Origin of the sequence: Paenarthrobacter sp. AMU7 (assembly GCF_041200195.1) — a bacterium.
Lineage (GTDB): Bacteria > Actinomycetota > Actinomycetes > Actinomycetales > Micrococcaceae > Arthrobacter.
In genome coordinates, this window is the sequence record NZ_CP165735.1 from 3,398,470 (window position 1) to 3,418,679 (window position 20,210).

Annotated in this window: 20 protein-coding genes and 1 tRNA gene; 10 read left to right on the plus strand and 11 right to left on the minus strand. The window is 63.2% G+C overall.

The genetic code is table 11. The features are described 5' to 3' along the window. Positions 1–84: 84 nt before the first annotated feature. The gene (locus tag ABQM86_RS15670) at positions 85–1,995 is read right to left on the minus strand and encodes a GDSL-type esterase/lipase family protein (protein ID WP_369744867.1); all 1,911 of its coding nucleotides are present in this window, start codon (positions 1,993–1,995) and stop codon (positions 85–87) included. 124 nt (positions 1,996–2,119) lie between these two features. Between ABQM86_RS15670 and ABQM86_RS15675 the strand changes: the two genes are divergently transcribed. Genes ABQM86_RS15675 through ABQM86_RS15685 form a run of 3 tightly spaced genes read left to right on the plus strand, consistent with a single transcriptional unit; the run spans position 2,120 to position 4,594 of the window. Next, on the plus strand, positions 2,120–2,779 hold the full coding sequence (locus tag ABQM86_RS15675) for a TetR family transcriptional regulator (protein WP_369744869.1): 660 nt from the start codon (positions 2,120–2,122) through the stop codon (positions 2,777–2,779). Positions 2,780–2,793: 14 nt separating this feature from the next. Continuing rightward, complete coding sequence (locus tag ABQM86_RS15680) at positions 2,794–3,801, plus strand: ABC transporter ATP-binding protein (protein ID WP_369744870.1); 1,008 nt, start codon at positions 2,794–2,796, stop codon at positions 3,799–3,801. Beyond that, the gene (locus ABQM86_RS15685; protein ID WP_280623307.1) at positions 3,794–4,594 is read left to right on the plus strand and encodes an ABC transporter permease subunit; all 801 of its coding nucleotides are present in this window, start codon (positions 3,794–3,796) and stop codon (positions 4,592–4,594) included. The genes ABQM86_RS15680 and ABQM86_RS15685 overlap by 8 nt, the downstream gene beginning before the upstream one ends. Here ABQM86_RS15685 and ABQM86_RS15690 read toward each other — a convergent pair. Further along, positions 4,591–5,136 (minus strand): acyl-CoA thioesterase, encoded by a 546-nt coding sequence (locus ABQM86_RS15690; RefSeq protein ID WP_280623308.1) that lies wholly within the window; start codon positions 5,134–5,136, stop codon positions 4,591–4,593. The genes ABQM86_RS15685 and ABQM86_RS15690 overlap by 4 nt on opposite strands. 178 nt (positions 5,137–5,314) lie before the next feature. Here ABQM86_RS15690 and ABQM86_RS15695 point away from each other — a divergent pair, with 178 nt between their 5' ends. Beyond that, on the plus strand, positions 5,315–5,536 hold the full coding sequence (locus tag ABQM86_RS15695; protein ID WP_089595880.1) for a hypothetical protein: 222 nt from the start codon (positions 5,315–5,317) through the stop codon (positions 5,534–5,536). Between the two features lie 84 nt (positions 5,537–5,620). Next, positions 5,621–6,412 carry a potassium channel family protein gene (locus tag ABQM86_RS15700; protein WP_280623309.1) on the plus strand — a complete coding sequence of 264 codons (792 nt, stop codon included), beginning with the start codon at positions 5,621–5,623 and terminating at the stop codon, positions 6,410–6,412. Positions 6,413–6,678: 266 nt separating this feature from the next. Here the strand turns inward: ABQM86_RS15700 and ABQM86_RS15705 are convergent. Together ABQM86_RS15705 and ABQM86_RS15710 are read right to left on the minus strand one after the other, a co-directional pair. Beyond that, positions 6,679–6,763: transfer RNA gene (locus ABQM86_RS15705), tRNA-Tyr, on the minus strand. Between the two features lie 128 nt (positions 6,764–6,891). Further along, positions 6,892–7,158 carry a hypothetical protein gene (locus ABQM86_RS15710; protein WP_337339308.1) on the minus strand — a complete coding sequence of 89 codons (267 nt, stop codon included), beginning with the start codon at positions 7,156–7,158 and terminating at the stop codon, positions 6,892–6,894. Between the two features lie 181 nt (positions 7,159–7,339). On the opposite strand from ABQM86_RS15710, the gene ABQM86_RS15715 reads away from it, so the two are divergent. Next, the gene (locus ABQM86_RS15715; RefSeq protein ID WP_017200185.1) at positions 7,340–7,831 is read left to right on the plus strand and encodes a YajQ family cyclic di-GMP-binding protein; all 492 of its coding nucleotides are present in this window, start codon (positions 7,340–7,342) and stop codon (positions 7,829–7,831) included. Between the two features lie 191 nt (positions 7,832–8,022). Here the strand turns inward: ABQM86_RS15715 and htpX are convergent, their stop codons facing one another. Next, on the minus strand, positions 8,023–8,892 hold the full coding sequence (gene htpX, locus ABQM86_RS15720; RefSeq protein ID WP_280623311.1) for a zinc metalloprotease HtpX: 870 nt from the start codon (positions 8,890–8,892) through the stop codon (positions 8,023–8,025). 110 nt (positions 8,893–9,002) lie between these two features. Beyond that, on the minus strand, positions 9,003–10,274 hold the full coding sequence (locus tag ABQM86_RS15725) for an MFS transporter (RefSeq protein ID WP_280623312.1): 1,272 nt from the start codon (positions 10,272–10,274) through the stop codon (positions 9,003–9,005). A gap of 91 nt (positions 10,275–10,365) precedes the next feature. Here ABQM86_RS15725 and ABQM86_RS15730 point away from each other — a divergent pair, with 91 nt between their 5' ends. The 4 genes from ABQM86_RS15730 to ABQM86_RS15745 all read left to right on the plus strand — a co-directional run bounded on the left by ABQM86_RS15730 (position 10,366) and on the right by ABQM86_RS15745 (position 13,914). Next, positions 10,366–11,142, plus strand: coding sequence for a hypothetical protein (locus tag ABQM86_RS15730; protein WP_369744872.1), 777 nt, complete (start codon positions 10,366–10,368; stop codon positions 11,140–11,142). A gap of 30 nt (positions 11,143–11,172) precedes the next feature. After that, complete coding sequence (locus tag ABQM86_RS15735; RefSeq protein ID WP_017199873.1) at positions 11,173–11,649, plus strand: Fur family transcriptional regulator; 477 nt, start codon at positions 11,173–11,175, stop codon at positions 11,647–11,649. A 14-nt stretch (positions 11,650–11,663) separates the two neighbouring features. Continuing rightward, positions 11,664–13,145: a catalase gene (locus ABQM86_RS15740; RefSeq protein WP_207594319.1), complete on the plus strand. Its 1,482-nt coding sequence runs from the start codon at positions 11,664–11,666 to the stop codon at positions 13,143–13,145. A gap of 133 nt (positions 13,146–13,278) precedes the next feature. Further along, positions 13,279–13,914, plus strand: coding sequence for a DUF2461 domain-containing protein (locus ABQM86_RS15745; protein ID WP_280623314.1), 636 nt, complete (start codon positions 13,279–13,281; stop codon positions 13,912–13,914). Positions 13,915–14,033: 119 nt separating this feature from the next. Here ABQM86_RS15745 and ABQM86_RS15750 read toward each other — a convergent pair whose 3' ends face one another. The 5 genes from ABQM86_RS15750 to ABQM86_RS15770 form a co-directional block, all read right to left on the minus strand. Beyond that, on the minus strand, positions 14,034–15,587 hold the full coding sequence (locus ABQM86_RS15750; protein WP_369744873.1) for an amino acid permease: 1,554 nt from the start codon (positions 15,585–15,587) through the stop codon (positions 14,034–14,036). Positions 15,588–15,753: 166 nt separating this feature from the next. Continuing rightward, complete coding sequence (locus ABQM86_RS15755; protein WP_207594322.1) at positions 15,754–16,170, minus strand: DUF779 domain-containing protein; 417 nt, start codon at positions 16,168–16,170, stop codon at positions 15,754–15,756. Continuing rightward, positions 16,170–17,180 (minus strand): alcohol dehydrogenase AdhP, encoded by a 1,011-nt coding sequence (gene adhP, locus ABQM86_RS15760; protein ID WP_207597620.1) that lies wholly within the window; start codon positions 17,178–17,180, stop codon positions 16,170–16,172. Before adhP ends, ABQM86_RS15755 begins: the two co-directional genes overlap by 1 nt. A gap of 42 nt (positions 17,181–17,222) precedes the next feature. Beyond that, positions 17,223–18,746: an aldehyde dehydrogenase family protein gene (locus tag ABQM86_RS15765; protein ID WP_369744874.1), complete on the minus strand. Its 1,524-nt coding sequence runs from the start codon at positions 18,744–18,746 to the stop codon at positions 17,223–17,225. A gap of 96 nt (positions 18,747–18,842) precedes the next feature. After that, complete coding sequence (locus tag ABQM86_RS15770; protein WP_369744875.1) at positions 18,843–20,195, minus strand: GAF domain-containing protein; 1,353 nt, start codon at positions 20,193–20,195, stop codon at positions 18,843–18,845. Positions 20,196–20,210 lie beyond the last annotated feature (15 nt).

The window sequence follows — 20,210 nt, forward strand, 5'->3', positions numbered from 1 at the left end:
ACGGTACGCGACCCTGCCCGCTAAGTCCCGTGGAGGGGCGCCCTGTTCGCTTCCCGCGTTACCGGGAATAAAGCACGGTTTCCCTTACTTGCCCAACACGTGCTTCAGCGCGGACGCATACAGCGGCGCCACCTTGTTGTGGCCGGTCTGGTTCATGTGGGTGTCGTCGAGGTAGTCGCCGGCCGCTCCCGCAATGGTCGCCGTACCGGCCATGGAAATCCGCGGCCAACCGCGAAGTGCAGCTTCGCGGGTCACGAGGCCATCCACCCACCGGCGCTGGACGTGGTTGGAGTCGTACCGTGACAGCACGCCGTTGACCAGTATGGTGCTGCGGGGGTACTTGCGCCGGAGCTCGTCCCATAGCCGGTTGGCTTGGGACAGGATGGCTGCATCCGTGGCGCCGATCCTGGCGTCGTTGCCGCCCAAAGTTACCACTACCAGCCCGGGGCTGCCCTGCGGCAGGAGGATCCGGTCCTGCGCCAGCGCATCAGTCGCTGAGCCACCCCCGACGGCGGGACTTCCGGAAACGTAGCCGAGCCCGCCAATGCTGCGGACCACCTGGCGTGGGTACCCTGCGCCGCGGGCACCCTGCTCGCCCCAGGAATCCAGGTCCAGTTGGGAGTCACCCAGGAACACCACAGTGGATGCGTCAACGGCCTCGGCCGAATAGAGCTCTTCCGTGGCGTCGCTCCAGATGGTTTCCAGCTTCTGGAAGGCCACATGGGTTCCGCGTCCGTCCATCCAGGTGTCGCGGACGGGCCAGCCGAACTCACCCGGGTTGGCGGACCACACTTTATAGGTGGGGTGTCCAACGATACGCGCCCCGGTGGACGGCCCCCACACCAGCCAGCCGTTGACGAACTGTTGCACGAGTCCGCCGGCACGCGGAAGCTTGTCCGTGAGAGGAAGCCCCAACTGTCCGGCCGCTCCGCCCAGCGAGTTGTATCGGTTGTGGACATCGCCGTGGGTGGTGGAATGCGCCCCCGTCGCCGCGGACCAGTAGACCGTGCCGCCCTGGAAGAGTTGGTAGACAAAGGTGTTTTGCCGGACTTCCTCACCGACCGGATATCCGAGGGCGCCATTTTGGCCTCCTGTGGAAGACCAGTAGCTCCGGATGGCACCGGTCAATGCGCGGGCACCGGTGGCTGGTGACCAGATGATTGTTCCGCGCTGGTACTGCTGGGAGGAGCCGCCATTCTTCAGGCCCAGGGCTTCATCCGTGGCGGGGTACCCCAGCTCGCCTTCTTCCATGCCGGCTTTCCGCCATCGTTCACGGATGGCCCCCATGGACGGGTGTGCCCCGGTGGCCGGCGACCACACCACAAAGCCTCGTTCGAAAGCCTGCCAGGCGCCGCCGTCGCGCAGTCCCGTACTTTCCCCGGTAACCGGATAGCCCAGGTAACCGGTTTCAAAGCCGGCACGTCCCCAGGCCAGATGGATGGATCCGCTGGTCCGCTGCGCACCCGTTCCCGGCGAGTACGTGATGGCGCCACGTTCATAGGTCTGCTTGGACCCTCCGTTGCGCAGCCCAGTGGTGGTGTCTGTCTTTGGATAGCCGTGAAATCCGGAAGGGCCGCCCGCAGCCCACCACGATGTACGGACCGGTCCGTTGACCACCACGCGCGCCCCGGTACGCGCGGACCAGGCGATGTCACCGCCGGCAAACCGTTGCACGCAACCGCTGGTGCTCCCGCTGCCGGAACATTCCTCGGTACTGGTGGGGCGGAGCAGCACGCTTCGTGCCCACGCGCTGGTGTTGTACAGGTTGCCAATCGCACCAGTAAGGGGCGGCGTCGAGGTCTCCACCGGAACAGCCAGCGGGACTGAGGCTTGGACGGAAGTGCTGAGGGCGGGAGCGGCTTGCGCGGGAAGTGCCGCACCCAGCACACCAGGAAGCAGCAGCCCCATGGCTACCGCGCCAAGAAACCAACCCCGCGCCGGCCCCACGGCCGTCTTGTTAAAGCCCACTTCGCCAACCCCCACCTGCTGCCCCATCAATAACACTGAGGCAAGTATCTGCGACGCCGGCACACTCAACACCGGCGACCCAACCAATGGTGTCACATCGTTATGACCCTGCCACTTGATGGACATTGAACAGGTGTTTAGTGTTTGAAACATGCGTTCAAGCGCAGAGGATCTCACCACCCGGGCCCGCATCCGCGACGCCGCCATCGACCTGTTCGGCCGGGATGGATTCGCCCGCGCCACGGTCCGGGCCGTCGCCTCGCTGGCCGGGGTCAGCCCAGGCCTGGTCATCCACCATTTCGGCAGCAAAGAAAACCTCCGCGCTGCCTGCGACCAGCATGTCCTCGCCCAAACAGCCAGCCAGGGCCGCGAGAAGACCCACCCGGGATCAACACGCCAACTGATCCAGGACTACCTCAACCACCCGGAACAATACGCCCAGGAGATCGCCTACATCCGCCAATCACTGAGTGACGAGTCCGATGCCGGCGATGCCTTCTTTGATGCTGTCGTGAGGCAAACAGAAAACATCATCAACGCCGGAATCGCGGCAGGAACCATCCGGAAGTTCGACGACGTCCGGTCCACCGCCGTCGTGATTGCCTCCAACAGCCTGTCCATCCTCATGCTGGGCAGGCATCTCTCAAGGACGCTGGGCGAATTCACTCCGGAGCCCCACGGAATCGGACCCGGGTTGCTGCGGCAGCTCACGCTGCCCGCCCTGGAGATCTACACCCACGGTTTTTATACCGATTCGCGGTTCCTTGAGGCGGCCCGCGACGCTTTGCAGCAAGACACCATCAACCACTGAAGGGAGCATGCCCCGTGACCCAGGCAATCGTCGTCGAGGGGTTGCGCAAGAAGTTCGGTCACCGCGAGGTCCTCCACGGACTGGATTTTGCGGTGGAGGCCGGGACGGTGTTCGGCGTCATCGGGCCCAACGGCGCCGGCAAGACCACCACCATGCGCTGCCTGTTGGACATCATCCGGCCCAGCGCAGGTTCCATCTCGGTTCTCGGACAGAATCCCCGCCGCGCGGGTACCTCCCTTCGCCGAAGGATCGGCTACCTGCCCGGCGAGCTCCACTTGGAGAACCGCACCACAGGCCGCCGCACGTTGGAGCACTTTGCCGCCATCAGCGGCCCTGTGGACCCCCACCACGTCAACGACCTCGCTGACCGCCTGAACCTGGACCTGAGCCGCCAAACCCGGAAACTCTCCAAAGGCAACAAACAGAAGCTGGGGTTGCTGCAGGCCTTCCAGCACCAACCCGAACTCCTGGTGCTGGACGAACCAACCAGCGGCCTGGACCCCTTGGTCCAGCAGGTTTTTCATGCCATGGTCCGCGAGGCAGTGGCCGAAGGCGCCACGGTGTTCCTCAGCTCCCATGTCCTCAGTGAAGTCCAACAAGCAGCCGACGCCGTCGCCATCCTCCGCGACGGCGAAATCGTCACCGTGTCCACGGTGGAGGCCCTGCGGATGGCGGCCGTCCGGCAACTCCGGTTCAACAGCACCGGTACCGCAGCGAACGACGTCGGGGCGCTGCTGGCCCGGGTGCCGGGCATCGCCAACGTCGCGGTGCGGGAACTCCCCGCCGACGGCCACGCTGCCGGGACAGTGGTGGCAACGGCGACGCTTTCCGGGCACGTCCGGCCCCTGGTCCAGGCATTGGCGCGACTGGACCTGACGGACCTTGTCCTGGAAGAACCGGACCTCGAAGAGGCCGTTCTGACCTTGTACACCGGCGGCGCTGGCAGCGAACCAGCTGCTGACACGGGCGGTGCCGGTTCGGCTGACTCTCATCGTCGTGCGGAAGGAGCCCACCGTGCCTAGGATCCTGCCCCTCTTCACCAAGGCCCTGACCGACTCCTGGCGTTCCACGCTGGCTTGGGCGTTGGGCCTGGCGGCGGCCTGCATGCTGTACCTGCCGCTCTACCCCTCGATCGGCGGCAGCGCGCAGATGCAGGACCTGATCAACGCGCTTCCCGCCGAGATGACCAAAGCCCTGAACTACGATCAGATCGCATCGGGCCCCGGCTACACACAAGCCACCTTATTCGGCCTGATTGGCTTCCTGCTGACCTCCATGGCCTCCATTGGCTGGGGAGCGGCGGCGGTGGGAGGAGACGAAGAATCGGGGCTGTTGGAGCTGACCCTCGCCCACAGCGTGACCCGCGTGCAGGTGGTGCTGGAACGCGCCCTCGCCATCCTGGTTCGGATCGCGTTCCTTTCCGTCCTCGTCTTCCTGATGGTGCTGGGACTGAACGGGCCTGCGCAACTGGGCATCGACGTCGGACATCTCGCCGGAGCGGTGCTGCTGTTCGCCGCACTTGCCCTTCTCAGCGGAACAGCGGCGCTCTTCGCCGGTGCGCTCAGCGGCAGGAAGGTGTACGGGATCGCTGCGGGCGCCGCCGTCGCTGTCCTCGGATATGTGTTCAACGCAGTGGGACGGCAAAGTCCGGACGTCGAATGGTTGCTGAACCTTTCGCCATACCACTGGGCGTATGGCAATTCCCCGGTAGCCAACGGCGCTGATTGGGGAGCGGCCGCAGGCCTATTCGGTATCTCGGCGGTACTTATTGTCCTGGGAGCAGTGGCGCTGCGGCACCGTGATGTGGGTGTCTAGCTCCAGACGTGCGGGGCGGGGCGACGTGCTCCGGGGAGCGCATTGTTCTCGCGCCACTCATGGATCCATTCGGGCAACTCGAGGCCTGCCGGAGGCGCACCGAACTCCGCGATGATTTCTTCCTGGGTGACGGGCTTGCCCTTTGCCACCAGTCGTGTGGCAATGTGCGCACGGGCGTAGATTTCACCGTCCACCACCATCCGCTGTTCAAAGTAGATGGCTTTGGTATCCAGGCCGATGATGCGGGTCTCAATGGTGTAGCGCTGCCACAGTTGCAGGGACTTGCGGAAAGCGATGGTTTCGCCGGCAGCCACCGGAGTCCACCCCTTCTTGCGCATCTTGGCCCAAATGCCACTGCGGACCATGAGGTCGAAGCGGCCAAGGTCCATCAGCGAAAAGTACATGCCGTTGTTGACGTGCAAGGCAATGTCGATGTCCGTCGGCAGCACTTTCAGGGGAAGGGAGGACTCCTCCCAGACACCCAGGGGCGAGCGCTTGGAGGAAGTGAAAAGCAGCATGAGGGTGCGAAGAAGCAGATGCATGCCCACAATGTTACCCGCGGGTAACTTCCGGCGGAAGGCGTGGACCGCATGATGGACAGGCCGGTAGTCCATGACCTGCTTTATGTCCAACGTTTGCACTAACGTTTACCGCTGGTTCATCAAAGCCATGCAGAATATCTGAAACTCATCTGATGAATGACCATACAAGGGGGACCCTTTGAGCACGCTGCAAACCACCAGGCCACAGGGCCAGGTCTGGCCCGAACTTTCACGCCACCAGAACGTTGTCCTCCAGGACGCCCGCGGCAACCGCATTGAGGGAACCATCGACGGCATGACCGAGGACCGCAGCACGCTGTGGATCCAGCTCAAAGGCGGCCTCGGCAGGCAGTTGATCCACCACCTCGACGGATACTGGCTGGAGACGCCCGCTGCCTGAGGCGTCCGGTGCAGGCTCATCCTGCAGGGGCTCGTCCGATAGTCCCGTCCGGGCTGAGGTGCCTGCGGTGGCTAGTATTCCCCTATGACACAAGCGCGATACCGGGACCTGGTGGAATGGCCCCTCATGGCCACGGCACTGATTTTCCTCACTGCCTATGCCTGGCAGGTCATCGGCCGGGTGGACGGTGCCGCGGCAGTGCCGTTCGAGATTGTCCTCTGGATTACCTGGGGCATCTTCGCGCTGGACTACTTCGTCAACCTGTGGCTTGCCGAAGACAGGATGCGGTGGTTCCTCTGGAACCTGCACGAACTCCTGATTGTGGTGCTCCCCTTCTTCCGGCCCTTGCGGCTGCTGCGGTTGGTCACTTTGCTCTCCGTTCTCCAGCGCACCGTGGGCGAAACTTTGCGCGGGCGGGTTGCCACCTACGTGGCAGGAGCGGCCGCGATGCTCATCCTCATCGGCGCACTGGCCGTACTGGATGTCGAGCAGAACGACCCCGCCGCCAAGATCCTCAACTTCGGTGACGCTGCCTGGTGGGCCGTCACCACCATCACCACCGTGGGCTACGGAGACCTGTATCCCGTGACCCCCATTGGAAGGATCGTGGCCGCGGCCCTCATGATGAGCGGCATCGCGGTGCTGGGTATTGTCACAGCATCCATCGCTTCCTGGCTGGTTCAACGGATTGAGGAGAACGCGGAGGGCGTGGCAGCGGCAGCCGAAGAGAAGGCGGTCGCCGCCGAGGAACCCGTTCGCGCGGAGATGGCTGACCTGGTGACCGAGATCGCAGCCCTGCGGATGGAGATCGCCGAACTCCGGGAAGCCACGGCGGTCCGGCAAACCACGGAATTCGGGCGGGAGCGCGAGGTCTAGGCGCGGCGTCCCGCGCGAACACGTACCGTCACCACCTACTTTGACAGCCCGGATGCCATGACACGCACTGGGTTACCGCGAGTCGCCGGGTACGTGCGATCAAAGCAGGTGGTGGCGGCACGGCCAAACCTGTGCTCGTTGGATCCCATGCCGCGCAAGGTCGAGCAAGGCGGCCAACAGCCCGATCCCCCGGCAGGGATCCGGCGGCGGGAACTCACTGGACACACAAAAAAATCCCCGGAACCAGTGGTTCCGGGGATTTTCCTTGGTGGCAGATGAGGGATTCGAACCCCCGTAGGCGTTGCCAGCTGATTTACAGTCAGCCCCCTTTGGCCGCTCGGGTAATCTGCCGAACTTCAAAAGAAGATCACTTCCGGAGACCGTTTGTTTTAGATCCGGTAACCGAAGGCAGAGACAACCTTACAGAACTTTCTGCGAAGAATCTAATCGGGGGAAAACGCCCGGTATGTGGCGGTATGTCAGGCTTCCCCGAGGATCCGGCCGGCGAGTTTCGCTTCGAACTTCTCGGCCTGCTCGGCGGTGATCTGGTTGAGCTGCACAGCCCGCAGCAGGTCAGCGTGCACTCCGTCCATGCGTGCTGTGGCATCGGGTACCGGGCTCAGGACGATCGACGCTGCCACAGCCGCGGCCGCAACAGCACTGGCTGCGGCAACTGCTGCCGTGCCAAGGGAGCCAGCCGCTGCAGTAGCGGATTTACTGATGGACTGGACGGCCTTGCTGCTCATGCTGATCCTCCACTATGCGTTCTTCCAACTGGTACAACTCTCAACCCGCAGCCTCAGTTCCAACCTTGCATGTGCTGTGAGCGAACTGTGAATGCGCTCCACCGCCCCAAGCAGCACCTTCCGTACTAGGCTGGATGCCAGACCAACCCGCCCTCACAGGGCCCCCAACCTAAGGAGAGTCATGGCAGGCGAATCCACATTCGACGTCGTCAGCAAGGTAGACAAGCAAGAGGTCGCCAACGCGCTGAACCAGTCCCAGAAGGAAATCGCGCAGCGATATGATTTCAAGGGTGTTGGCGCGGAGATCGACTTCAGCGGCGAGAAGATCCTCATGAAGGCCAATTCCGAGGACCGGGTCCTTGCTGTCCTGGATGTTTTCCAGTCCAAGCTGATCAAGCGCGGCATCTCGCTGAAGTCCCTGGACCAGGGCGAGCCCTTCCCCTCCGGCAAGGAATTCCGCCTGGAGTGCACCATCAAGGAGGGCATTGCCCAGGACATCGCCAAGAAGATCAACAAGATCATCCGCGATGAAGCCCCCAAGTCCGTCAAGTCCCAGATCCAGGGCGACGAACTCCGCGTGACCTCCAAGTCCCGTGACGACCTTCAGGAAACCATGAACATCCTGAAGAAGTTCGAAGAGGCCGACCTGCAGTTCGTGAACTTCCGCAGCTAGTCGCACACCGTTCGAAAAGCCGGGATGCAGGCCCACCAAGGGGTCCGCATCCCGGCTTTTTGCTGCCCGGGAATACGGACAACACCAAGACCACGGGCGCTACGGATGGTCCCATCCAGGTCAGTTCGGCAAGGTGGCTTCATCGGCGAGGGGCTGTTCGCGTAGTCCGGGCGGACTGGTTCATGGTGGACCTAGGAAAGCCGGCGGCCGGCCATCTGTTCCAAGCGGCTGATCCGTTCATTCATCGGCGGGTGGGTGGAGAACATGCGGCGCATGCCGCCGCCCCGGAACGGGTTGGCAATCATCAAGTGCGACGCGTTGACGAGCTTCTGGTCCTGCGGGAGCGGCAGCTGGGTGACGCCGGACTCGATCTTGCGCAGGGCTGAGGCGAGTGCCAGCGGATCGCCGGTGAGCTCGGCACCGTCCTCATCGGCGTCGTACTCCCGCGTGCGGGAGATGGCCATCTGGATGAGCGAAGCCGCGAACGGAGCCAGCAACGCCATGGCGATGGTGGCCAGCGGGTTGGCGTTGCGCCGGTCCCCGCTGCCGAAGATCAGCAGCATCTGCCCCACGGACGTAATGACTCCGGCCACTGCAGCAGCCACCGACGAGGTCAGGATGTCGCGGTTGTACACGTGCATCAGTTCATGCCCCAGCACTCCCCGGAGTTCCCGGGCATCCAGGAGGTGCAGGATCCCTTCGGTGCAGCACACGGCGGCGTTCTTGGGGTTGCGGCCGGTGGCAAAGGCGTTGGGGGTCATGGTGGGCGACAGGTAGATCCGCGGCATTGGCTTGTTGGCCCTGACGGAGAGCTCCCGAACGATCTGGTACAGATGAGGAGCCTGGGACTCAGTGACCGGGTAGGCAGCCATGGACCGGATGGCGATCTTGTCGCTGTTCCAGTATCCGTAGGCGGTGGTGCCGACGCCGATCAACGCCATGATCCAGATGGGCGTGGTGCTGCGCGTTCCCGCTGCGATGAGGGCGCCCAAACCCAACAACACCGCCCACAGCACGCCGAACAGTGCCGCCGTCTTGAGTCCATTGTTGTGTTTGTGCACGGTGGTTCTTGCCTCTTCCTTCGGCTCCAGCAGGGGTTCTGTACGGATTAACGCCGACGCCGGTCGTCATGTTCCGATCCCAGCCTACGGCGGCGGCGTGGACGGCAGTGCTAGGGCACCGGATGTTTGGCGTCGTAGGCAACGAACCCGGGCTGAAGCCGCGAAGCCAGCCACGCCAGGACGATGCAGAGGAGTCCACCTATCAGCAACACTCCGCCTTCGCTGAGGAACTGTGTGACACCTCCGGCCAGCATGTCCCCCACCCTCGGTCCCCCCGCCACCACCACGATGAACACGCCCTGCAGCCGGCCGCGCAGATGATCCGGGGTGGCCGACTGGAGGATGGTGGTGCGGAAGACGGCGCTGACGGAGTCTGAAATACCGGCAAGGGCACAGCACAGGGCTGCCGGAATCAGCCACGGCGTAACTCCATCGCGTCCCGAGTCCCCCGCCAGCAGTACCACCAGCCCGAAGCCCGCAATGGAAGCTCCCCAACCCACCACGGACCACACGACAGCGCTGCCCTGCCGCCGCACACGGCCCAGTGGCCCGGAAAACAGGCCGGCGAGGAAAGCACCCACAGCCGTGGACGCAAGCAGCACACCCACCGTGGTTTCACCTCCGCCGATCATGACCGCACCGATGGCCGGCATGAGGGCACGGGGTTGGGCGCAGATCATGGCGATGAGGTCGATGATGAAGGTCATGCGGACGTTGGGGCGGGTACCGAGGAAGCGGAACCCTTCCACCACTGATCGCAGCCCCGGTCGCACAGCGTCCTTGGACGGCGGCAAGGGCGGGAGCTTGAAGAGGCCCCAGAGGGCGAACGTGAAGCTGATGACATCGATCGTGTAGGTCCAGCCGAAGCCGATGGTGGCCACCAGAACGCCTGCCAGGAGTGGTCCGGCAGTCATGGACAGGCCGAACGTCAGCATGCTCAGGGCGTTGGCTGCAGGGAGCAGGTCCTTACGGACCAGCAACGGAATGATGGCGCTGCGGGCGGGGCCGTTGATGCCTTGCGCTCCACTTTGGATGGCCACCAGTGCGTAGAGTATCCAGATGTTGCCGATCTCCAGCCATGCCTGCAAGGCAAGCCCCGCAGTGGTCGCCCAGAGCACAAGGGAGGCGATGATGGCCACTTTGCGGCGGTCATAGGCGTCCGAGATGGACCCGCCGTAGAGTCCGGCGATCACCAACGGGACCAGCGCGAAGATGCCCAGCAGTCCCACGTAGAAGCTCTGCTGGGTGAGCCGGTAGACCTCCAGGCTGACCGCCACCAACGTCAGTTGGGTACCGATGGCAGCCACCGATGCGCCCAGCCAGAGCCGCCGGAAAGCCGGGCTCTCCTTCAAGGGGGTGATGTCTGCCAGTAGTTTCGCCACCGTCCTACCTTAACGACCGTTGCGGCGGCTGCCCCGCACCCTCCCGCCTGCGGGCACCGCTTGGTAGGCTCACCCGGGGGAAGGAGTTGACATGGTCACATCGCGACGATTGCTGTACCGTTCGGCTTTTTGGGAGATCGCCAGGCCACGTCACCCCCTTACTGCCGGGCATGTCGTCATCCGGTTGTCGGATCCCGCAACAGAGTTTGCACACCCCTCGGCCACGGACTGGCTTTTCTGCCACGGCCTGGTCCGTGCCGCCTTGGCCGACGTCCTTGGTGCCACCCGCTGCGCCATCATGTTTGCTTACCAATGGCATCCCCTGGGTTCAGCCATTGGAGAGTCTGTAGCGGAATCGTCAACGCCGACATTCCACCTCTTCAGCCGGTGGGAAGGAGAAACCACGACGCCGGGACACCAGCTTTTGCTTCCGGCGCACCGACGGGTTGGCGAGACGGACCACGATCTGGAAGCCACAGATGCTGCCCTGCGCGAGGGGCTCAGGCTGGCCGTACCGGAAACCATGGTGGGCTCCGACGCTACGGTGCGTGCCGGCGTCGAGCCTCTTTCAGGGCCGGAACCGCTGGTCCGGGCTGTGGACGCGGGTCCCCGCCATACGATCCTCGAACCCGTCAGGAACGTGGCGGCCATCAGCGAGGTCAGGCCGGTCGAGTTACTGGCGATGGGTGCAGCCCTGACCGCACTCCCCCGGGCTGGCGGCTTCAGCGGTGTCAGTTGCGTGGCCCTGGAAGGAGCGGGCACAAGTGCCCCTGTTCGGGTCCATGCGGTCCGCAGATCGGCAGCCGAAGACCACAATCCCCTGGAAGATCTGTTCAATTCACCGGAAGTTAGCCTTGCCTTATTGTGAACTCCTCAAAATAAGTGTTTCAATGAATGCATGACAGATCACACAGCCGAGCAAGCAGAATGGGCAGCTGCCCTGCATGCCCACGGCCGGCGTGTGACCAAACAGCGGCTGGCAGTGCTCGCCGCGGTCCAGCACCATCCGCACTCTCCGGCTGAAGGCATCCTTGCCGCTGCCCGCAAAGAGCTTCCTGAACTGACGGCGCAGTCCGTTTACGTGGTGCTCAGCGACCTAACGGACCTGCAGATGTTGCGACGCTTTGAGCCTCCGCACTCTCCGGCCCTTTACGAGACCCGGGTGGGCGACAACCACCACCACGCCGTCTGCATCAGTTGCGGCAAAGTGGAGGACGTCGATTGCGCCGTGGGACACGCACCGTGCCTCACCCCGCACTGGGATGAGAACTCCAAGCCCATGACCATCCAGATCGCAGACGTCCTGTACCAGGGCATCTGCCAGGACTGCCAGTCCAAACAACAGCTTCCCGTAACTTCCGTAACTCAGAAATAAGAAAAAGGAGAACAATGACTGCCATTTCAACTACCCAGTCAGGTGCCCCCGTTACCTCCGACGCGCACTCCAAGTCCGTCGGCGCTGACGGTGCCATCATCCTCACCGACCACTACCTGGTGGAAAAGCTTGCACAGTTCAACCGCGAGCGGGTCCCGGAGCGTGTAGTGCACGCCAAGGGTGGCGGCGCATTCGGTACGTTCAAGACCACCTCGGACGTTTCGGCCTACACCAAGGCAGCCTTCCTCCAGCCGGGCGTCGAGACGGACATGCTGATCCGTTTCTCCTCCGTCGCCGGCGAGAACGGTTCTCCCGATACCTGGCGTGACCCCCGCGGTTTCGCCGTGAAGTTCTACACCTCCGAGGGCAACTACGACCTCGTTGGCAACAACACCCCCGTCTTCTTCATCCGCGACGGCATCAAGTTCCCTGACTTCATCCACTCCCAGAAGCGCCTCCCGGGCAGCCACCTGCGTGACGCTGACATGCAGTGGGACTTCTGGACCCTCTCCCCCGAGTCCGCCCACCAGGTCACCTGGCTCATGGGCGACCGCGGCCTCCCGGCCTCCTGGCGTGAAATGCAGGGCTACGGCTCGCACACCTACCAGTGGATCAACGCCGCCGGCGAGCGTTTCTGGGTCAAGTACCACTTCAAGTCCAACCAGGGCGTCAAGACCATCACCGGCGACCAGGCTGAGCAGCTTGCCGGCTCGGATGCAGACTTCTACATCCGCGACCTCCAGGAAAACATCGACGCCGGCAACTTCCCCTCCTGGGAACTGCACGTCCAGGTCATGCCGTACGAGGACGCCAAGACGTACCGCTTCAACCCGTTCGACCTCACCAAGGTCTGGCCGCACTCGGACTACCCGCTGATCCACGTGGGCACCATGGAGCTGAACAAGAACCCGGAAAACTACTTCGCGCAGATCGAGCAGGCCACCTTCGCGCCGTCGAACTTCGTACCGGGCATTGCCGCTTCCCCGGACAAGATGCTGCAGGCCCGCATCTTCTCCTACGCAGACGCACACCGTTACCGCGTGGGCACCAACCACGCACAGATCCCGGTGAACCAGCCCAAGAACCAGGTCAACAACTACAGCCAGGACGGCCAGGGGCGTTACCTGTTCAACTCTCCGTCCACCCCGGTGTACGCACCGAACTCCGTTGGTGGCCCGGCTGCTGTTGAGCCTACGTCGCCCGCCGGTGGCTGGGAGAACGACGGCGAGCTCACCCTCTCCGCCCACACCCTGCACGCCGAGGACGACGACTTCGGCCAGGCCGGTACCCTGTACCGCGAGGTCTACGACGACGCTGCCAAGGCCCGCCTCCTGGACACCATCACCGGTGCTGTTGGCGGCGTGAAGAACGCTGACATCAAGGAACGCGCCATCCAGTACTGGACCAACGTTGACTCCGATCTTGGCGCCAAGCTCCGCGCCAACCTCGGTGCAGGTCAGACCGAGTCCGACGCCGAAGCAGCCAACAAGCTCTAAGCGTCTTCGCTCTCCAGCATTTCCTGGAACACCCCGTCGCGGATCTTCTCCGCGGCGGGGTGTTCTTTTTGTTTTTCCACATAGCCTTCTTTGGCTATGGCTGGGCGGGTATCGCCGTCCCTAGGATCCTTCTATGACCACATTCGAAGGCATCCCTACTGCCGCATTCCGTTTCTACGCCGAGCTTGAAGAGAACAACAACCGTGAGTGGTGGCTTGAACACAAAACCACGTACGACGCCGAGGTCAAGGAGCCGCTGACAGCTCTCCTTTCAGAGTTGGAGCCGCAGTTCGGGCCAGCCAAGATCTTTCGTCCCAACCGCGATATCCGGTTCTCCCAGGACAAGTCTCCGTACAAGACAGCGCAAGGGGCCTTTGCAGCTACTCAGGAAGGTGTTGGCTTCTACGTCCAGATCAGCGCCGATGGCCTGCTGATCGGCGGGGGCTACCACTCGCACACTCCGGCGCAGCTGGCCCGTTTCCGGGCGGCAGTGGATGCTCCTGACAGTGGGTTGGAACTGCAGGAGATCGTCGGTGCTGTGGCCGCCGCCGGCTTCGCCATCGAAGGCGAGAAGCTGAAGACTGTCCCGCGGGGATTCGACAAGGATCATCCGCGCGGAGAGCTCCTCAAGCACAAGTCGTTGTCGGCCGGCGTTGAGGTTGGCCAACCGGAGTGGCTCTCCACTCCCGCAGCCCGTAACGAGATTGCTGCCCGGTGGGAAGTCCTGAGGCCGCTGGTGGAATGGGTCGGCGTTCACGCGGCGCCGTAATGGCGCTGGTGTTGGCGGGAACGCGCAAAAGCGCCCGGAAACCGATGGTTCCCGGGCGCTTCATGGAGCGACTTCTAGAGCTAATGAGTGCAGCTGTCTGACATGCTGCCGCGATTGGTTTAGACCTTCGTGTAGCTGTCTTCGTCCTCGTCGCCGTCGACCTGGTGGCTTCCGGGAGCACCGTTCACGGAGGCCTTGGCCGCAGCGAACTTCTCATTGAGCCGTGAGTGGCGCTGGCCGTAGGAGAAGTAGATGACCATGCCAATGACCAGCCAGATCGCGAAGAAGATCCAGGTTTCCACAGCCAGGTTTGTCATCAGGTAAAGGCAGAGGATTGCTGAGACCCACGGCAGGACCTTGCCGAACGGAACGCGGAAGGCGGGCTTGAGGTCCGGGCGCTTCTTGCGCAGCACCAGGATGCCCAGGCTCACCATCACGAACGCAGACAGCGTTCCGATGTTGATCATTTCCTCGAGCAGGTCCACCTTCGTTACGCCTGCCACCAGGGCTACGGCCGCACCGCAGATGATCTGCAAACGGGCCGGCGTGGAACGCTTTTCGCTGGTTTTGGACAGCGAACGTGGCAGGAGTCCGTCGCGGCTCATTGCCAAGACCACGCGGGACAGGCCCATCAGCAGCACCATGATCACGGTGGTCAAGCCCACCAGGGAACCGAAGGCGATGATCTTGGCAGCATCAGTGTTGCCCACGGCTTCGAAAGCTGTGGTCAGGGTGGGGTTCTTCACCTCGGCCAATTGTGTGTAGGAAACCATGCCAGTCAGCGCAAGGGAGACCAAGATGTACAGCAGCGTCACTACGGCAAGGCCACCGAAGATGCCCCGGGGAAGGGTCTTCTGCGGGTTCTTGACCTCTTCTGCGGAGGTTGCCACTACGTCGAAGCCGATGAAGGCGAAGAAGACCAAGGCTGCGCCGGCGAAGACGCCCAGGGTTCCATACTGGGCCGGAGCGGCGCCCGTGAGGAAGCCGAAGAAGGACTGCTTCATAACATCGGCAGCGCCGGAGTCGGTGGGCTCGGAGGCTGGAATGAAGGGGGTGTAGTTGGAGAACTTCACGTAGCTGAAACCAACCACGATCACGAACAGCACCACTGCAATCTTGATCAACGTAAAGACGTTGCCGACGCGGGCGGACAGCTTTGTCCCCAGCACCAGCAGCACGGTGAAGATCGCAACAATGAGGAACGCACCCCAGTAGAGGTCAACGCCGGCTACCTGGATTGACGGTGGCATCTCCACGCCCATCAAGCCAAAGACCGTACTGAGGTAGATGCCCCAGTACTTGGCGATCACGGCTGCGGCGGTGAAGAGTTCAAGGATGAGGTTCCAGCCAATGATCCACGCAAGGACTTCGCCCATGGTGGCGTACGTGAAGACGTAGGCGGAGCCTGCCACGGGGATCGCCGTGGCGAACTCGGCGTAGCACATGATGGCCAAAGCACAGGTGACAGCTGCAATGGCAAAGCTAATGGTGACGGCGGGGCCGGCAAAGTTGGCAGCGGCCTTGGCGCCGACGGAGAAGATACCGGCGCCGACAGCAACGGCGACGCCCATGATCATGAGGTCCCAGGTGCTCAGGCTGCGCCTGAGCTTGCGACCGGGTTCGTCGGCATCGGCGATCGACTGCTCGATTGACTTGGTCCTGAAAATGTTCATAAAAATGCCACATTCTGGATGGGAGTGGTATAGGACTCATCAAGAATAGTGTCCGGCCAATGGACGGCCATATTTATCCCAGATAGTGAGACGCCTACGCAATTCCCGTGACAGGTGTGGCTGGTGTGATGAAGGCACGTAGCGTCGATCACACCAGCCAGCCACCCTAAATGCTGGGCACGTCCCAGTCCATGAGGGTTGAACGGATCAGGAACCGCTTCCCTTCGGGAGACTCAACGGAGAACCCACTCCCCCGGCCCGGAACCACATCTACGGTGAGGTGGGTGTGGGACCAGTAGTTGAACTGTTCCTTGGACATCCAAAACTCGAGAGGCTGGGGCTCGCCGCCGATTCCAATGTCGAACCTGCCAAGGAGGATGTCGGAGTCGCCGGTCAGGAACTCCCCCGCCGGGTAGCACATGGGGGCGGAGCCGTCGCAGCAGCCGCCCGACTGATGGAACATGAGAGGCCCATGCTGGTCCCAAAGCTTACGGAGCAGTTCCACGGACACCGCAGTGAGCGCCACCCGGGAGAAGTCCTCCCCGGGCAGCGTCACCGCGGCTTCCAAGCCGTTGGGATTCATCAGAACTTCAGCACCACACGGCCGTCGATCTTGGCGTGCTTCATCTCGTCAAAGACCGCGTTGACCTCGGAGAGCTCCCGGGTAGAGACCGTTGGCTTGATCTTTCCCTGGGCGTAGAATTCCAGCGCCTCTTCAAGATCCTGGCGCGTGCCCACGATCGAGCCGCGGACGGTCAGGCCCTTGAGGACGATCTCGAAGATGGGCGCCGGGAAGTCTCCTGGTGGCAACCCGTTGAAGACGATCGTTCCGCCACGACGAGCCATACCGATCGCTTGTCCAAAGGCCGACGGGTGCACAGCCGTCACCAGGACTCCGTGGCAACCGCCGGTTTCCCGCTGAATGACTTCCGCCGGGTCCTCGTGGAGGGCGTTGACCGTCAGTTCGGCGCCGTGCTCGCGGGCCAGAGCCAGCTTGTCGTCGGCAATGTCCACGGCAACCACGCGAAGCCCCATGGCCACCGCGTACTGAACCGCGATGTGGCCCAGTCCGCCGATCCCGGAAATAGTGACCCATTGTCCCGGCCTGGCTTCCGTCATCTTGAGGCCCTTGTAGACCGTGACGCCGGCGCACAGTACGGGCGCCACTTCCACGGGGTCCGAGCCCTCCGGAATCCGAGCGGCAAAGCGTGTGTCTACCAGCATGTACTCACCGAACGAGCCATCCACGCTGTAGCCACCGTTCTGCTGGGACTCGCACAGGGTTTCCCACCCGGTCCGGCAGTACTGGCAGTCACCGCAGGCAGACCAGAGCCAGGCATTACCCACCAGGTCGCCGACAGCAACATCCGTGACACCCTCGCCGAGGGCCACTACTTCTCCCACACCTTCATGGCCCGGGATAAACGGTGGCGTCGGCTTGACCGGCCAGTCGCCTTCGGCGGCGTGCAGGTCGGTGTGACATACCCCCGAGGTGATGAGGCGGACCAGCGCCTGGCCGGGACCCGGCGTCGGCCTTTCCACTTCCTTGATCTCGAGGTCGGTACCGAACTTGGTGACGACTGCAGCTTGCATGGTGGTCATTGACGATCTCCTTTGATCGGTAGACAAGACGGTTTAGAAGAAGCCGAGCTTGTTCTCGTTGTAGCTGACCAGGAGGTTCTTGGTCTGCTGGTAGTGGTCCAGCATCATGGCGTGGTTCTCACGGCCAATACCTGAGGACTTGTAGCCGCCGAACGCAGCCCCTGCCGGGTAGGCGTGGTAGTTGTTGACCCACACGCGGCCGGCCTGGATTTCCCGGCCTGCGCGGTAGGCGACGTTTCCATTGCGCGACCAGACTCCGGCACCCAATCCGTAGAGGGTGTCGTTGGCGATGCCGATGGCGTCGTTGTAGTCGCTGAACTTGGTGACGGACACCACCGGGCCGAAGATCTCCTCCTGGAAGATCCGCATCCGGTTGTGGCCTTCGAAAATGGTGGGCTGCACGTAGTAGCCGCCTGCCAGGTCACCCGAAAGCTCCGCCCGGGCACCACCGGTGAGCACCTTGGCGCCCTCCTGCTTTCCAATGTCGATGTAGGACAGGATCTTCTCCAGTTGGTCGTTGGAGGCCTGGGCTCCAACCTGGGTGTCGGTGTCCAGCGGGTTGCCCTGGATGATCTTGCTGGTCCTGGCCGTGACGTCGGCCATGAAGGAGTCGTAGATGCCTTCCTGGACCAGGGCGCGGGATGGGCAGGTGCAGACTTCGCCTTGGTTGAAGGCAAAGAGCGTGAACCCTTCCTGGGCCTTGTCGTAGAAGGCATCGTTCTGGTCGGCGACGTCATCGAAGAAGATGTTCGGGCTCTTGCCGCCCAGTTCCAGCGTGACCGGAATGAGGTTGTTCGACGCGTACTGGCTGATCAAACGGCCAGTGGTGGTCTCACCCGTAAAAGCGATCTTGCGGATCCGGGAGCTGGAAGCCAGCGGCTTTCCGGCCTCAACACCGAAGCCGTTCACGACGTTCACCACGCCGGCCGGAAGGAGGTCTCCGATGAGTTCCATGAGGACCAGGATGGACGTCGGCGTCTGCTCGGCGGGCTTGAGCACCACGGCGTTGCCGGCGGCGAGCGCGGGTGCCAGCTTCCAGACCGCCATGAGGATGGGGAAGTTCCAAGGGATGATCTGGCCAACAACGCCCAGCGGCTCCTTGAAGTGGTAAGCCGTGGTGTCCTCGTCCAGCTGGGACAGGTGGCCTTCCTGCGCCCGGACGGCGGAGGCGAAGTAGCGGAAGTGGTCCGCTGCCAACGGGATGTCGGCGTTAAGGGTCTCGCGGACTGGTTTGCCGTTGTCCCAGGTCTCAGCAACTGCGAGGAGCTCCACGTTCTCGTCAATGCGGTCGGCGATCTTGTTCAGGATGGCTGCTCGCTCGGTGGCGGAGGTCTTGCCCCATGAGGGTGCAACCTTGTGGGCGGCGTCCAGCGCCAGCTCGATGTCCTCGGCGGTACCGCGGGCAACTTCGCAGAAGGCCTTGCCCGTAATCGGTGTGATGTTCTCGAAGTAGGCGCCCTTGACCGGGGCAACCCATTCGCCGCCGATCCAATTTTCGTAGCGGTCCTTGAACGTGACCTTCGAACCCTCGGCACCCGGCTGTGCGTAAACAGTCATTGCTAGCTCCTTTGCTGCGAATCACGGTGGCTGTCGCCATTGATCCGAGCCTAGGAGTCGGGAGGTTGCAGCTACGTTGCAACCATGTGAGTCAGCTCACGCTTTGAGTTCCGTTTCGATCCGCTCAAGATCCGCGACGACGGCGGCCCGCTTGGGCGAGCGCGGCGGCAGCAGCTTCAGCACCGCAAGGCGGAGGTCGACGTCGTACTTCGCCTCGGGCAGCTCAGCGTACTTCAGGAGCGAATCAACGCTGCCGTCGCTGAGCAGCGCCTCACGCAGCAGATGCGAAACCCGCTCACGCAACTGCACGACGCCGGGCGCCTCCGAGCGTGGCAGGACCGCACCTTTGTAGATTTCCAGGGCAATGCGGTGGGCGCCACGCTGCAAGCAGTTGAGCACCTGGCCGGAGTCGGGAAGCAACTCCACGGGGAGCCGGTATGGACGCGATTCAGGAACCGCGTCCGGGCTAAGCTCCTGCATCACTTTGCGGAGGCGCACCATCTCGGCCCGCAACGTGGCCGAGTAGCCGTCTCCGGGGTACAACTGGGCGCAGAGGTCCTCAGCGCTGAGCCCGTCAGGATGGCTGCCCAGGATGGCCAGGATTTCACTGTGCCGCGCGGAAAGGGACACGGTCCGGCCGTCGATGCTGAGAAGGGCCTGGTCGCGGCCCAACAGTTGCAGGCTGTTGCGGTACAGGGCATGGCCGGAGGTGGCGGCTGCGCTCCGGCGTCGTGGTTTCTCGCGGACGGCCGCGGCCAACTTCAGGCGTTCGATCCGCAACTGGGCCTGCGCAGCGGCGACCGTGGCCTCCACCAAGGAGAGGGTGTGCGCGGCGACGGCGGTTTCGGTGCCCGTGATATCTACGACGCCCAGCACGGCACCGGAATCGGGGTCGTGGAAGGGAACCGCGGTGCAACTCCACGGGTGGACGGAGCGTTTGAAGTGTTCAGCACCGGAGATCTGGATGCTTCGGTCCAGGGCCAGAGCCGTGCCGGGTGCGCTGGTGCCCACGGAAGCCTCGGACCAGTCGGCGCCGGCCACGAACATCATGCTTTCAGCGCGGTGCTGCATCACCGGGTCGCCATCCACCCACAGGAGCCGGCCGACGTCGTCGCCCACCGCCACCAACAGGCCGCTGTCATGGCTGGGTTGGACCAGCAGCTTCTTGATCACGGGCATGATGGTGGCCAGCGGATGCTGCCGGCGGTATTCCTCCAGCTCGTCCTGGTCCATCGCGAGGGGAGCTTCTGCGACGTCGGGGTTGGCTTGCAGGCTGGCCGAACGCTGCCAGGACTCGCGCACCAAGCGGCGAAGGCCTGAGATGTCCTGGGTGGCTGCCGTGGTTCCGGGACGGAGGGAGTCCAAGCGCTCGTGGCCCATCAAGGCACGCTTCTGCACCAGCGCCGCGGCCTCGCTGCCTGGAACAGGCGGATGGATTGGATTCCTCATCGAACTCCCTGGTAG

Bases quoted from the DNA above. Each gene is read 5' to 3' on its own strand.
- ABQM86_RS15750 (WP_369744873.1), bottom strand. From the start codon at position 15,587: ATGAACATTTTCAGGACCAAGTCAATCGAGCAGTCGATCGCCGATGCC.
- ABQM86_RS15690 (WP_280623308.1), bottom strand. From the start codon at position 5,136: ATGCATCTGCTTCTTCGCACCCTCATGCTGCTTTTCACTTCCTCCAAG.
- ABQM86_RS15745 (WP_280623314.1), top strand. From the start codon at position 13,279: ATGACCACATTCGAAGGCATCCCTACTGCCGCATTCCGTTTCTACGCC.
- ABQM86_RS15670 (WP_369744867.1), bottom strand. From the start codon at position 1,995: ATGGGGCAGCAGGTGGGGGTTGGCGAAGTGGGCTTTAACAAGACGGCC.
- ABQM86_RS15700 (WP_280623309.1), top strand. From the start codon at position 5,621: ATGACACAAGCGCGATACCGGGACCTGGTGGAATGGCCCCTCATGGCC.
- ABQM86_RS15715 (WP_017200185.1), top strand. From the start codon at position 7,340: ATGGCAGGCGAATCCACATTCGACGTCGTCAGCAAGGTAGACAAGCAA.
- ABQM86_RS15770 (WP_369744875.1), bottom strand. From the start codon at position 20,195: ATGAGGAATCCAATCCATCCGCCTGTTCCAGGCAGCGAGGCCGCGGCG.
- ABQM86_RS15710 (WP_337339308.1), bottom strand. From the start codon at position 7,158: ATGAGCAGCAAGGCCGTCCAGTCCATCAGTAAATCCGCTACTGCAGCG.
- adhP (WP_207597620.1), bottom strand. From the start codon at position 17,180: ATGCAAGCTGCAGTCGTCACCAAGTTCGGTACCGACCTCGAGATCAAG.
- ABQM86_RS15755 (WP_207594322.1), bottom strand. From the start codon at position 16,170: ATGAATCCCAACGGCTTGGAAGCCGCGGTGACGCTGCCCGGGGAGGAC.
- ABQM86_RS15735 (WP_017199873.1), top strand. From the start codon at position 11,173: ATGACAGATCACACAGCCGAGCAAGCAGAATGGGCAGCTGCCCTGCAT.
- ABQM86_RS15675 (WP_369744869.1), top strand. From the start codon at position 2,120: ATGCGTTCAAGCGCAGAGGATCTCACCACCCGGGCCCGCATCCGCGAC.
- ABQM86_RS15765 (WP_369744874.1), bottom strand. From the start codon at position 18,746: ATGACTGTTTACGCACAGCCGGGTGCCGAGGGTTCGAAGGTCACGTTC.
- ABQM86_RS15730 (WP_369744872.1), top strand. From the start codon at position 10,366: ATGGTCACATCGCGACGATTGCTGTACCGTTCGGCTTTTTGGGAGATC.
- ABQM86_RS15740 (WP_207594319.1), top strand. From the start codon at position 11,664: ATGACTGCCATTTCAACTACCCAGTCAGGTGCCCCCGTTACCTCCGAC.